The organism is Dactylosporangium sp. NPDC049525, from assembly GCF_040676755.1.
In the GTDB taxonomy this organism is placed as follows: domain Bacteria; phylum Actinomycetota; class Actinomycetes; order Mycobacteriales; family Micromonosporaceae; genus Dactylosporangium.
In genome coordinates, this window is sequence record NZ_JBFAPO010000032.1 from 70,380 (window position 1) to 82,745 (window position 12,366).

Consider the following 12,366-nt stretch of genomic DNA (forward strand, 5'->3'; position numbering starts at 1 on the left):
CAACGTGAGTTCTGCCGATGCCGCCCGCGACCTCGGCGACCAGCGCGCCGCCCTGCACCGTTACGTGACCAGGCTGGTCTCCCCCGACCTGCACCAGGCCGAGGACATCGTCCAGGAGACCCTCCTGCGCGCCTGGCAGCACGCCGACCAGCTCGACTGGGCCGAGCGCCCGATCCGGCAGTGGCTGTTCCGGATCGCGCGCAACCTCGTCGTCGACGCCTGGCGCAAGGACCGCAGCGTGCCGATCGGCATCGCCGCCGACCTGTTCCCCGAACGCGCCGACCGCAGCGACCTGGCCGAGACCGTCGCCGACCGGCACCTCCTGCTCCACGGCCTGCGGCAGCTGCCGGCGCAGCACCGGGAGATCCTGCTCCACGTCCACCTGCTCGGCCGCGGCGGCGACGACACCGCGCACGCCCTCGGCATCCCCCGCGGCACCGTGAAGTCCCGCACCCACCACGCCCTGCGCGCCATGCGCGTCGCCCTCGGGGAGGCCGCATGATGTCCTTCCTCTCCGCGCAGCGCGGCCCGATCAGCGCCCTGCTCGGCGGCCTCGGCCTGCTCGTCCTCGCCCTGGTCCTGCTGCAACGCTCCGTGCGCCGGGCCGGCGGCTGGCGGGTCGTGCGACGCCGCTTCGCCCGCGAGGTCAGGAAGACCGCGGCGGCGTTCGCCCGTCCGGTGCGCAGATGGTGGCGGTACCGGCGGCGGCTGCGGCTCCTGCGCCGCCTCCTCGCCGACCCGCAGACCTGGTCGGCGGTCGAGACCGCCATGCGCGAGGTCCCCGCACCCGGCCGGCAGCCCTACGCGGCGATCGTCGCGGGCGGTTCGGTCGGCGTGTACCTGACCGGCACACCCGACCCGCCCACGGACGACGAGACCTGGACGGTCGACGACGACGACCCGTTGCTGTGGTGGACGCCGCTCGACCCGGCCGCGACCGGTGGCGCCGGCCCGGTGCTCGTCGCGGCCGGGGTGGAGGACACCCGCGGCGGTGCCGTCTTCCTCGACCTGGCCGCCGGTCCCGCCACCCACGCCACCACTGGCGACGAGCGCACCGGCCGGGCCCTCGTCCAGTCGGTCGCCGCCCAGCTCGAGGCCCGCCAACCGGACGGCGCCGTCACCATCGGACCCGGCGTGCATGCCCGCTTCGACGGTACGGCGGTGACCCCGGCCACCGAGTTCCTGATCTGCGCCGGGGAGCCGGACGACATCCGCCCCGGCCTGCGCACCGTCCAGCTGGGCGGGGCACGCGGCCATGTGAGGCTCCTCGTCGCGGACCGCACCGGTCTCGTGCGCCCGCTCGGCACGCCCCTCGTCCTCGACGTCACGCCGCTGCCGAGGTCGGTCGCCCGCACCCTGGGCACGATCCCGCCGGCGCCTCGCCGAGCGGCGACCGGCCCGGCCCTCGACGAGGACGCGTTCGTCGCCTCCCTCGACAACCTCCCGCCGCGCCGGACCGCCCCCGCCGCGCCGACCGAGGAGGAGGAGACCGCCGAGACTGCCGAGACGGCGCCGAGCACCCGAAGCGCCCCGGCCGCGCCGACCCCGCCACCGGCACCGAGCCGGCGGGCCGCCGCCCACGCCGGCGCGCCCCCGGTCAACGACCCCGGCGAGGACGAGTTCGGCGAACCCGAGCCCGCCGCCCTCGGCGTCTCCGCCGGCTCCGGCGAACCCACCCGGGCAGGCACGAGAGGCGAAGCGTCGTGAACCTCACCCTCAGCACCGTCGACGGCATCGACGGCACCCGCCGCGACCACCTCGTCGACCTGCCCGGCGGGTGCACCGTCGCCGAGCTCAGCGCCGCCCTCGACCGGCCCGCCGACGACGGCGGTCCCGGCAGGTTCCTCGCCGGCGCCGGTCCCGCGAGAAAGGTGTACCTCGACAACACCGAGGTGCCGCTCACCGCCGCGGTCCACGGCTCCGGCATCCGATCCGGCGCGGTCCTCGGCCTCGGCCGGCCCGTCCGGCAGCGGGAACAGGTCCGCGTCGCGGCGCAGGACGCCGGCCCCGTCCTCGCCGAGCTCCACGTCGTGTCCGGTCCGGCTTCCGGCCGCAGCTTCCTGCTGACCGCCGGCAGCTGGGAGGTTGGCACCGCCGAACACTGCGCGATCCGCGTCGACGGCCCCGACGCCCCGACCAGCGGACTCTGGGTGACCGTGTCGACCCGGGGCACCGCGACCTGGCACCAGGATCCCAAAGAAGAAGGCGAGGTCCGCCCCGCCGTCGTCGAGCCGCCGTACGCGTTCGACCCCGACACCGGACTGACCCTCGACGGGGTCGAGCGGCCACCCGTTCCGGATGCGCAGGACGACGACGAGCACGGCCGGCGCTGGGAGCCCGGCACGGACCTCGCCGTCGGCCCGGTGCTGCTGCGGCTCGTCGCGCCCGTGGTCGCCGACGCGGCAGTCACCGGCGCCGCCGACGGGATCGGGCTGGACTACAACCGACCGCCGCGGATCGCGCCGCACCTGGACGCCGAGCGGGTGCGGCTGCCGAACCCGCCGACCCGCCCGCCGCGGCAGCCGTTCCCGGCGCTGATGCTCGTCGCCCCGATCGTGCTCGGCCTCGTCCTCGTCGGGGTGTTCAAGTCCTACTTCTACCTGGTGTTTATCCTGTTCACGCCGGTCATGGCGATCACCAACTGGATGGTGGGGCGGCGCGGCAACCGCAAACAGCACGAGGACCAGTGGCGGCGGTACCGGCTGCGGATGGACTCCCTGCAGCGCGAGATCCACGACGCCGTGCGGCAGGAACGGCACGTGCGGTGCGTGACCGGCCCCGACCCGGCGACCCTCGGCCTCGTCGCGACCGGCCCCGGGGTGCGGCTGTGGGAGCGGCGCCGGCGGGACCCCGACCACCTGCTGGTCCGGCTCGGCACCGCGGACCTGCCGTCGGTGAAGGAGATCGACGACCCGGGCCGCGACGAGAACCACCGCTCGGTGCGCTGGAACATCCGCGACGTGCCGGTCGGCCTCGAGCTCGCCGAATACGGCGTCGTCGGTGTCGCCGGCCCGACCGAGCCGGTGCAGGCCCTGGCGCGGTGGTTCGTCGCGCAGAGCGCCGTGCTGCACAGCCCCCGGGACCTGCGGGTCGTGGTGCTCACCGAGCCGCAGCGCAGCGACGGCTGGGGCTGGGTCCGCTGGCTGCCGCACCTGCGCCCGGCCGGCGGTGGGGGCGGGCCGACGGTCAGCGTCGGCAACGACCCGGAGAGCGTCGCCAACCGCGTCGCCGAGCTCGTCGCCCAGTTGCAGGCGCGGCAGCGGGCGCTGGGCTCGTCGCTGGGCAAGGCCATGTTCACCGACCCGGACGTGCTCGTCATCCTCGACGGCGCCCGGCAGCTGCGGGACGTGCCGGGCGTGGTGCAGCTGCTCACCGACGGGCCCCGGGTACGGCTGTTCAGCATCTGCCTCGACGAGCAGCAACGGCTCCTGCCGGAGGAGTGCACCGCGGTCGTGGTGGCCGCCGCGACGACGGTGACGCTGCGCCGCACCGGCAACGCCGACCTCACCGGCATCCGCGCCGACCTGGTCGCCGTCGACTGGTGCGAGTGGCTGGCCCGCGCGCTCGCCCCGCTGCGCGACGTCAGCCCCGAACACGACGCCGGGCTGCCCCGCGAGGTGCGGCTGCTGGACCTGCTGGACCTCGAGCCACCCGACCCGGCGGAGCTGCTGCGGCGGTGGGAGCGGCGCCCGGCGAGCACCACGTTCATGCTCGGCCGCGGCTACGACGGCCCGCTCGCCCTGGACCTGGTCCGCGACGGCCCGCACGGGCTCGTCGCCGGCACCACGGGTTCGGGCAAGTCGGAGCTGCTGCAGGCGTTCGTGGCGTCGCTCGCCGCCGCGAACCGGCCCGACGAGCTGACGTTCGTCCTCGTCGACTACAAGGGCGGCAGCGCGTTCCGGGAGTGCGCCGAGCTGCCGCACACCCTGGGCATGGTCACCGACCTCGACGCGCACCTCGTCCAGCGCGCGATGGAGTCCCTCGGCGCCGAGCTGCGCCGCCGGGAACGGATCCTGGCCGAGGCCGAGAGCAAGGACCTGCCCACGTACCGCGCGAAGCGGGCCGTGGACCCGTCGCTGCCCCGGCTGCCGCGGCTGCTGCTGGTCATCGACGAGTTCGCCACGCTCGTGCGGGAGGTGCCGGACTTCGTGCCCGGCCTGATCGGCATCGCGCAGCGCGGCCGGTCCCTCGGCATCCACCTGATCCTCGCCACGCAGCGGCCCGCCGGTGCGGTCACCCCCGACATCAAGGCCAACACCAACCTGCGGATCGCGTTGCGGGTCACCGACACCGTCGAGAGCCAGGACATCATCGACACCGGCGAGGCCGTCGCCATCTCACCCGGCAACCCCGGTCGCGCCCTGGTCCGGGCCGGGCACCGCACGACGGTGCCGTTCCAGGCCGCCTGGGTCGGCGCCGGCCGGCACCCCGACGGCGCCGCGCCGGTCGCGGCGGCGCCGCTGCGCACCGCGGAGCTGTCCTGGCAGCGCCTCGGCCGCTCCGTCGACCTGCCCACCCCCGACGTGGACCCGCACGCGCCGGCCGCGCTCGTGCCGACGGACCTGCAGGTGTTCGTCGCCGCGGTGGTCGCCGCCGCCGGTGGCCTCGCCGATCTCGTCGCGCAGCCGAGCCCGTGGCTGCCGGCGCTGCAGGACCGGGTGCTGCTGCCGGAGCTGACCGTGCAGCGGGAGGGCGCGGTGCACGAGAGCGTGCCGCCGCTGATCCCGTACGCCCTCGAGGACGTCCCGCAGCTGCAGCAGCGCCGGGTCGCGACCGTCGACCTCGGCACGTTCGGCCACCTCTACGTGATCGGGGCGCCGCGCTCGGGCCGCACCCAGGTGCTGCGCACCATCGCCGGCGCCGCCGCGCAGCGGACCAAGGTCCGTGACGTGCACCTGTACGGCATCGACGCCGCCGGCGGTGGTCTCACCGCCCTGGAGGCGTTGCCACACTGCGGCGGGGTCGTGTCCCGGCACGACATGGAACGCCTCGAGCGGCTCCTGCGCCGGCTCAGCCGCGAGCTGACCGAACGGCAGGAGCGCTGCGCCGCGCTCAGCTGCGCCGGGCTCGTCGAGCTGCGCCGCCGGGTGCCGGCCGCGGAACGGCCACCGCACATCCTGCTGTTCATCGACGGCTGGGACGCCCTCGCCCCGGTCCTCGACGAGCACGACCAGGGCCGGCTCCTCGGCGACATCACCCGCGTCGTGCGGGAGGGCGCCGCCGCCGGCATCCACGTCATCGCCACCTCCGAGCGGGCCCTGCTGGGTGGGCGGCTCTCCGCGCACAACGACCACAAGCTGCTGCTGCGCCAGGCCGACCGCAACGACTACCAGCTCGTCGGCATCCTGCCGAGCAAGGTCCCGGCGACGATCGCGGCCGGCCGCGGCTGGCACGTGCTGTCACGCACCGAGACGCAGGTCGCGCTCCTGGACCCCGACGACAGCGGCCAGGCCCAGGCCGCCGCCCTGCGCAGGATCGGCACCGCTGCCGCCCCGTCCGCCGCCGACGGCAAGCCGTTCACGGTCGCCGGGCTGCCGTCGAGCGTCGCGTTCACCGACGCCTACGAGCAGGTCCCGGCGGCGCTGCGGCGCCCGATGTGGGGGCTGCTCGGCGTCGGCGGCGACGACGGCACCGCGCTCGGCGTCGACCTCGCGGCCACGTCGGCGTTCTACGTCGGCGGCCCGCCCGGCACCGGCCGCAGCAACGTCCTGGCCACCCTCGCCGTGTCGCTGCTCGCCGGCGGCACCGGACTGGTCGTCCTCACCCCGCGGGAGTCGCCGCTGCGGGCCCTGGCCCGGCACGCGCAGGTCCGGCTGTTCACTGACCCGGACCCGGGCAGCGACGCCGTGCAGGCAGCGCTCGCCGAGTTGCGGGCTCCGGCGGTGGTACTGGTCGACGACGCCGACCTGCTCACCACCCCCGCCGCGGACAAGGTGCTGCGGGCGGTCGCGACATCGGGCCGCGACCACGGGCAGTCGATCGTCTACGCCGGCGCGGCCGACGCGCTGTCCATCGGCCTCGGTGCCTGGCTCACCGCGGCCCGCCGGGCCCGCCGCGGGCTGCTGCTGGCTCCCCGGTCCGTCACCGAGGGCGACGCGATCGGCGCCCGCCTCACGTCCAGCCAGGTCCGCGGCGCCGCGCCGGTCGGCCGCGCCTACACGTCCGGCCCGGCCGGCACGGCCCTCGCGGTGCAGGTGCCGCTGACGGTCCTGCGCTGATCAGAAGCCGGCATGGGAAGGCCACCCCCCGATCTACGGTGGCCTTCCCGGCCCGCTCTCGGTGTTCTCCGTCGTGGATCAGCCTGGCGGATGTGCGCGGCCGGGGAGAGGCCCGCAACCGGCACTTCACCGGCACTTCGCGGAATGCCAGTATTGGCCGTGACGGAGGTGATCCGGGTGTTCGGCGACATCGTGCGCGGGCATCGGCGGCGGTTGGGGCTCAGCCAGGAGGAGGTGGCCGGTCGGAGCGGCGTCAGCGTGCGCGGCCTGCGCAAGATCGAGACCGGCCGGATCGCTGCCCCGCGCCCGACGACGGTGCGGCTGCTCGCCGACGTGTTCGGCCTGAAGGGTGCCGACCGGGACCGGTTCTGCGCCGCCGCGCACACCGAGCCGCCCGAGCTGCCCGGTCCGCCCGAGCCGCCCGGCCCGCCCGACCGCAACGCACGACGCCACACCGCGGCGCCGCCGGCGCAGCTGCCCGCCGACGTGACCGGCTTCGTGGGCCGCGCCGATGCCCTTCGCCGCCTCGACGCGCTGCTCGACGGCGACACCGATCCGGCCGCGGTCGTGATCACCACGATCGCCGGATCGGCCGGGGTGGGCAAGACCGCCCTTGCGGTGTACTGGGCGCACCGGGTGGCCGAACGGTTCGGCGACGGGCAGCTGTACGTGAACCTGCGCGGCTTCGACCCGGGCGGGCAGGCGATGGACCCGACCGTGGCGGTCCGCCGGTTCCTCGACGCGCTCGGCGTCCCCGCCGCGCGGGTCCCCGCGGATCCGGACGCTCAGGCCGCGCTGTACCGCAGCGAGCTGGCCGGCCGGCGGATGCTGATCGTGCTGGACAACGCCCGCGACACCGCGCAGGTGCGCCCGCTGCTGCCGGGCACGCCGACCTGCCTGGTCGTGGTGACCAGCCGCAACCAGCTGTCCGGTCTGGTCGCCGCGTCCGGCGCTCACCCGGTCACGCTCGACCTGTTCAGCCCGGCCGAGGCGACGGAGCTGCTGACCCGCCGGCTCGGCGCCGGGCGGACCACGACCGAGCCCGGCGCGGTCGCCGAGATCATCACGGCGTGCGCGCGGCTGCCGCTCGCGCTGGCGATCGTCGCCGCCCGCGCGGCCACCCATCCGCACCTGCCGCTGCACGGCCTGGCCGGCGAGCTCCGGCACACCGGCGCGCGGCTGGACACGCTCACCACCGACGACCCCAGCACCGATCTGCGGGCGGTGTTCTCCTGGTCGTACCAGGCGCTGAGTCCGGACGCGGCCCGCCTGTTCCTGCTGCTCGGCCTGCATCCGGGGCCGGACTGCTCGGCGCCGGCCGCGGCCAGCCTCGCCGCCGTCACCGTGCCCCGGATCCGGCTCCTGCTGGCGGAGCTGACCCAGGCGAACCTGATCGTCGAGCCGGCGCCCGGCCGGTACACCTTCCACGACCTGCTCCGCGCGTACGCCGCCGACCTGGCCCGCGGCCACGACACCGGCGGCACCCACCGGATCCTCGATCACTATCTGCACACCGCGTACACCGCGGCCCGGCTGCTGTACCCGGTCCGCACCCCGATCGCGCTCGCCCCGCCGGCGCCCGGCACCGTCCCGGAGCAGATCACCGAGCACGAGCAGGCACTGGTGTGGTTCGCCGCCGAGCAGGCCGTGCTGCTCGGCGCCGTCCACCACGCCGCCGCCACCGGGTTCGACACCCACACCTGGCAGCTGGCCTGGGCCGTGGAGCACTTCCTCGACCGGCGGGGCCGCTGGCACGACCACGTCACCGTCCAGCACGCGGCGGTGGCCGCCGCGCGGCGGCTGGCCAACCCGTCCGCGCAGGCGCACGCGCACCGCCACCTCGCGCTCGCCTACATCCGGCTGGAGCAGCTCGCCGACGCCGACGTCCAGCTGCGGCACGCCCAGGACCTGTACCGCCAGGACGGCGACCTGACCGGGCAGGCGCACGCCCAGCACACCCTCGCCCACGTGCGCGAGCGGCAGGGCCGGCTCCCGGAGGCGCGCGAGGAGGCCCGGCGGTCCCTCGCGCTGTACGAGGCGGCCGGCGACCGGCACGGGCAGGCCAACGCTCTCAACGGGGTCGGCTGGTATCACGCGCTCCTCGGCGACCACGCGTCGGCGCTCGCCGCGTGCGAGCAGGCACTGGCGATCCTGCAGGAGTTCGGCGACCGCCGCGGGCAGGCCCATACGTGGGACAGCATCGGCTACGCCCACCAGCACCTCGGCCACCCCGCCGAGGCGATCGCCTGCTACCGGCAATCCCTTGAGCTGTTCCGGGAGTTCGGTGAGCGCTATTACGAGGCCACCGTCCTGGACCACCTCGGCGACACCCACCACGCCGGCGGTGACGAGCACGCCGCCCGCGACGCCTGGCGCGCCGCCCTGAGCATCTACGACCAGCTGGATCATCCCGACGCGGCGCAGCTGCGCGCCAAGCTGGCATGACCCGCGACGGCCGGGAAGGCCGTCGCGGGCGTGCCGGTTGCCGGTCGTATCAGGGCGTTTGTGGCACGGCGCGGCGCCACTGCAGGCCGTCGGTGGAGACGTAGACCGCGTCGTCGGTGTTGGCGAGGTAGCCGCCGGGGATCGCCCGCGGCATGCCCATGGCGAGGCGGTCCTCCGGCAGGCCGGTGAGGGTCACCTTCGTGTAGCGGGCGCCGCCGTCCCGGCTGATCCAGAACGACTGGTCGTTGTCGCGGCCCATGTCCAGGATCACGTGCGCGCCGTCGGGCGTGACGTACGAGGCGCCGCCACCGTACGACCAGGGTGCGGTGCCGCCGGGGTCCACCTGCTGCCAGGTCTGCCCGCCGTCGGTGGTGCGGTGCACCCACACCTTCCCTCCGCCGTCGATGCCGTGGCCGGTCACCGAGACCATGTATCCCGTGCGACCGTCGAAGGTCGCCGTCCCCTCGCTGTAGCCCGAGGTGGTGGAGACCGGAATGTCGGTGAACACGTGGGTCGACCAGGTCCGCCCGGCGTCGTTGCTGATGGCCACGGCCGGTCGGTCGGTCTCGGGGTCGTTACCGGCGATCCACAGGCTGCCCGTCGCGGTCCGCAAGGCCGGGTCGGCGAACTTGAACGCCGGCGGGTCGGCCAGCGGTGCGGATCGTGCGAGCCGCGGGTCGCCGGCCCGCAGGCCGCCACCGTCCGGCAGGTACATCCAGTCGATCCACCCGTCGGCGGCCACCGCCGGCGTCGGGGTGTTCTGCGGTTCGACCGGCTTCCAGGTCTGCCCGCCGTCGAGGCTGACGTAGTAGCCGGTCTCGTCCAGTGTCCCTGGCGAGATCAGCTTCTCGGCGTGCGCCACGAGGATGTCGGTGGTCAGCGCGGTCAGCCGGATCGAGTCGAAGGAGCCGATGTCACGGTTGCGCAGCTGCCAGGTCCGGCCCGCGTCGTCGGAGCGCACCAGGTCCCGCGTGCATTCGTACCAGTCCATGGTCGGTGTCGCGCAGTCCAGGACGACCGCGTACAGGTGCTCGGCGTCGCCGGCCGCGGCGGCGGCGACCGTCCCGTCGTACGACCGCACCACCGGGCTGGGCTGGACGGGCCGGCTGGTCTGGCCGGTCTGCGGTTCGGGCCGGGCCGGGTCCCCGTGGCCGTCGGCGGTGGCGAGCGCGACCCCGGCGACCAGCGTGACCACGACCGTGCTCGCTGCTGCCAGCGCCGTGGTGACCAGCCTGCGGTGCCGCCGCCGGCCCTGGCTGTAGATGTCTGCGGGCCGCAAGCGGCTCGGCGGCGCGGGAGTCCGGGCGAGTTCCTCCAACACTTCGGACATGTCGGTCACGGCGTTCCCTCCAGCGCGATGAGCGGTTGCATCCCGGACTCGGGGAGCGGGTCGTTCAGCAACGTCCGCATCCGGGTCAGGGCCTTCGCCGTCTGGCTCTTCACCGTTCCCGCCGAACAGCCGAGCGCCTCGGCGGTCTCGGCGACGTCGAGGCCCTGGTAGTAGCGGCAGACGAGCACGGCCCGCTGGCGTGGGGCGAGCTGCCGCAGCGCCGCGGCGAACACGACCCGGCGCGTGGTGGTCTCCGCGTTGTCGTCCGCCGCGGCCAGGTCGGGCAGCTCGGCCTGGATGCGTTCGCGGCGTCGCCACACGCGCCGGGTCTCGTCCAGGTACGCCCGAACGAGGCAGGTGCGCACGAACGCGTCCAGCGCGGCCCTGTCCCGTACCCGATGCCAACCCGAGGCCAGCCGGACGAACGCGATCTGGGTGAGGTCGTCGGCCCAGTACCAGTCGCCGCACAGCAGGAACGCGGCGCGGCGGACAGCGTCCCGGCGGGCGGCGAAGTACTCCTCGAACTCCCCCGCGCTGGAGTCCTCAACACTCGGCATGGCGCCTCCTTCCCCTATAGGTCGGCGCCATCGCAGCGATCGGTTGCCTGTTCCACGCGACAAATCCGGATTATGGTCGAGCGCGTGATTCCCGACATTCACATCGTGTTCGACTGTGCCGATCCGGACCGGCTGGCGCGGTTCTGGATGGTGGCGCTGCCCGGCTACGACTTCCCGCACGGCCCGCCCGACGGCTTCGCCACGTGGGAGGAGTGGGCGGACGCGAACGGGATCCCCGAGCAGCAGCGCAATGCCGGCCGCACCCTGGTCGACAAGCAGGGCCACCGGCCCGACATCTTCTTCCTGCGGGTGCCGGAACCGAAGACCACGAAGAACCGGGTGCACCTCGACGTGAAGGCCGGCCAGACGGTGCCCGAGGCCGAGCGCCGGGCACGCATCGAGACGGTCGGGGACCAGCTCCTGGCCGCCGGCGGGTCGATCCACCGCCGCGTCGACGGCGACGAAGGCTTCTGGCTGGTCATGCAGGACCCGGAAGGCAACGAGTTCTGCGTCAACTGACCGGACAGCACGCGAGCACCCGCCCTGGGTCTCGCAGGACGGGTGCTCGGGTGCGTCGGGTCAGGAACCGGCGGAGCGGATCTTGCCGGCCATGTCGACGTCCATCTCCTCCATCGAGGTGCGGATGTCGCGGAACTGCTTCGCGAAGTCGTTGATGCCCTTCATCGCGGCGAGGAGGCTGGTGTTGAACTTCTCGTAGGACTCCTTCATCGCCGGGCTGGACTGCTGGAACACCAGGCCGTCCTCGAGGAGGTTGGCCACGTCGCTGCGCAGCGACTCCAGCATCGGCAGGATGTCGCGGACGGCGCCGTCCAGGCGGGTCGAGGTCGCCTCGATCTTGTCGTAGTCGAGTGAGATGTTGGGCATCGCGGGCTCCTTCGGTCAGCGGTCAGGCGTCAGACGGCGGTCGGGTAGCTGGAGTAGTCGGTGTCGTCCTCGGGGGTGGTCTTCTCGACCTCGTCCCACCGCGCGTACTGGTCGCCGCGCGTGTATTTGGTCACCGTGCCATCGCTTTCGGTCACGGTCATGGTGCCGCCGCCCCCCTCGTTCAGAGCGATCACCGTGTGCGTGGTCGAGCCGTCGCCGGACGTCGTGTCGGTCACCGACGAGCCGTGCTCGCCCGTCGTCGTCACCGAGTGCGTCGTGCTGCCGTCGCTGTACGTCGTGTCCGTCGTGTACGACTTGTGATCCGGCGTGTACGTCGTGGTCGAGGTGTACCGCTGGTCGCCGTTGACGACCGTGGTCTCCTCCTTGATCACGTTGTTGTTCTCGTCCAGCGTGAGGTGGGTGTGCACCGAGCCGGTGTCGGTGGTGATCGTCGAGTCCGTCGGCGGCGGCCCCGGGTCGGTCGCGGAGCAGAACCCGGGCATCGACCCGTCCGGGCCGGGCACGCAGTCACCCCGGTGCGCCTGCAGGTAGTCCCAGGCGGCCTTGTCGTCCTTCCACCGGTCCAGGTCCAGGCTGGCGCCCATCATGCCCATCCCGTTGGCGATCTGGGCGTCGACGTCGAAGTAGCCGTCGGCGACCGCGCCGAAGATGTCGCCGAGCTCCCGCAGGTCGGACTCGGCCTTGCTCATCGGGTGCTGGGCGATGCGGTACAGGCTGCGGAACGACTCGGCCAGCCCGTCGTTGCCGAACACGGCGTCGGAGTCCTCGTACTCGATGCTGCCGACCTGCGAGAACGCCGTGTCGCCGAGCTTCGGCCCGATCCGGTCGGCCAGATCGTGCAGGTCCTTCTTGGCCTCGTGCAGCAGCCCGTAGTCGATGGCGAAGTCGGGCAAGGCGGCCTCCTCTCATG

The 12,366-nt window shown here is 74.1% G+C and carries 9 protein-coding genes; 5 read left to right on the forward strand and 4 right to left on the reverse strand.

All coding sequences use genetic code 11. The features are described from left to right. The first annotated feature begins 4 nt into the window (after window positions 1-4). The 4 genes from AB0K00_RS35430 to AB0K00_RS35445 all read left to right on the forward strand — a co-directional run bounded on the left by AB0K00_RS35430 (window position 5) and on the right by AB0K00_RS35445 (window position 8,663). On the forward strand, window positions 5-502 hold the full coding sequence (locus tag AB0K00_RS35430) for a sigma-70 family RNA polymerase sigma factor (protein WP_363529722.1): 498 nt from the start codon (window positions 5-7) through the stop codon (window positions 500-502). Next, the gene (locus tag AB0K00_RS35435; protein ID WP_363529725.1) at window positions 499-1,707 is read left to right on the forward strand and encodes a hypothetical protein; all 1,209 of its coding nucleotides are present in this window, start codon (window positions 499-501) and stop codon (window positions 1,705-1,707) included. Before AB0K00_RS35430 ends, AB0K00_RS35435 begins: the two co-directional genes overlap by 4 nt. Next, the gene (locus AB0K00_RS35440) at window positions 1,704-6,218 is read left to right on the forward strand and encodes an FtsK/SpoIIIE domain-containing protein (protein WP_363529728.1); all 4,515 of its coding nucleotides are present in this window, start codon (window positions 1,704-1,706) and stop codon (window positions 6,216-6,218) included. The genes AB0K00_RS35435 and AB0K00_RS35440 overlap by 4 nt, the downstream gene beginning before the upstream one ends. Before the next feature lie 159 nt (window positions 6,219-6,377). After that, on the forward strand, window positions 6,378-8,663 hold the full coding sequence (locus AB0K00_RS35445) for a tetratricopeptide repeat protein (protein ID WP_363529731.1): 2,286 nt from the start codon (window positions 6,378-6,380) through the stop codon (window positions 8,661-8,663). Window positions 8,664-8,712: 49 nt separating this feature from the next. Here the strand turns inward: AB0K00_RS35445 and AB0K00_RS35450 are convergent, their stop codons facing one another. After that, complete coding sequence (locus tag AB0K00_RS35450) at window positions 8,713-9,993, reverse strand: sialidase family protein (protein WP_363529734.1); 1,281 nt, start codon at window positions 9,991-9,993, stop codon at window positions 8,713-8,715. Between the two features lie 5 nt (window positions 9,994-9,998). Next, on the reverse strand, window positions 9,999-10,550 hold the full coding sequence (locus AB0K00_RS35455; protein ID WP_363529737.1) for a SigE family RNA polymerase sigma factor: 552 nt from the start codon (window positions 10,548-10,550) through the stop codon (window positions 9,999-10,001). 84 nt (window positions 10,551-10,634) lie between these two features. Here AB0K00_RS35455 and AB0K00_RS35460 point away from each other — a divergent pair, with 84 nt between their 5' ends. Beyond that, on the forward strand, window positions 10,635-11,069 hold the full coding sequence (locus AB0K00_RS35460; RefSeq protein WP_363529740.1) for a VOC family protein: 435 nt from the start codon (window positions 10,635-10,637) through the stop codon (window positions 11,067-11,069). Window positions 11,070-11,129: 60 nt separating this feature from the next. Here the strand turns inward: AB0K00_RS35460 and AB0K00_RS35465 are convergent, their stop codons facing one another. Continuing rightward, complete coding sequence (locus AB0K00_RS35465) at window positions 11,130-11,435, reverse strand: hypothetical protein (RefSeq protein ID WP_327000996.1); 306 nt, start codon at window positions 11,433-11,435, stop codon at window positions 11,130-11,132. A gap of 29 nt (window positions 11,436-11,464) precedes the next feature. Beyond that, window positions 11,465-12,349, reverse strand: a complete 885-nt coding sequence (locus AB0K00_RS35470) for a hypothetical protein (RefSeq protein WP_363529744.1) — start codon at window positions 12,347-12,349, stop codon at window positions 11,465-11,467. Between the last annotated feature and the right edge of the window lie 17 nt (window positions 12,350-12,366).

Excerpts from the sequence above, each read along its gene's own strand:
- AB0K00_RS35435 (WP_363529725.1), top strand. The coding sequence starts at position 499 with ATGATGTCCTTCCTCTCCGCGCAGCGCGGCCCGATCAGCGCCCTGCTC.
- AB0K00_RS35450 (WP_363529734.1), bottom strand. The coding sequence starts at position 9,993 with ATGTCCGAAGTGTTGGAGGAACTCGCCCGGACTCCCGCGCCGCCGAGC.
- AB0K00_RS35455 (WP_363529737.1), bottom strand. The coding sequence starts at position 10,550 with ATGCCGAGTGTTGAGGACTCCAGCGCGGGGGAGTTCGAGGAGTACTTC.
- AB0K00_RS35465 (WP_327000996.1), bottom strand. The coding sequence starts at position 11,435 with ATGCCCAACATCTCACTCGACTACGACAAGATCGAGGCGACCTCGACC.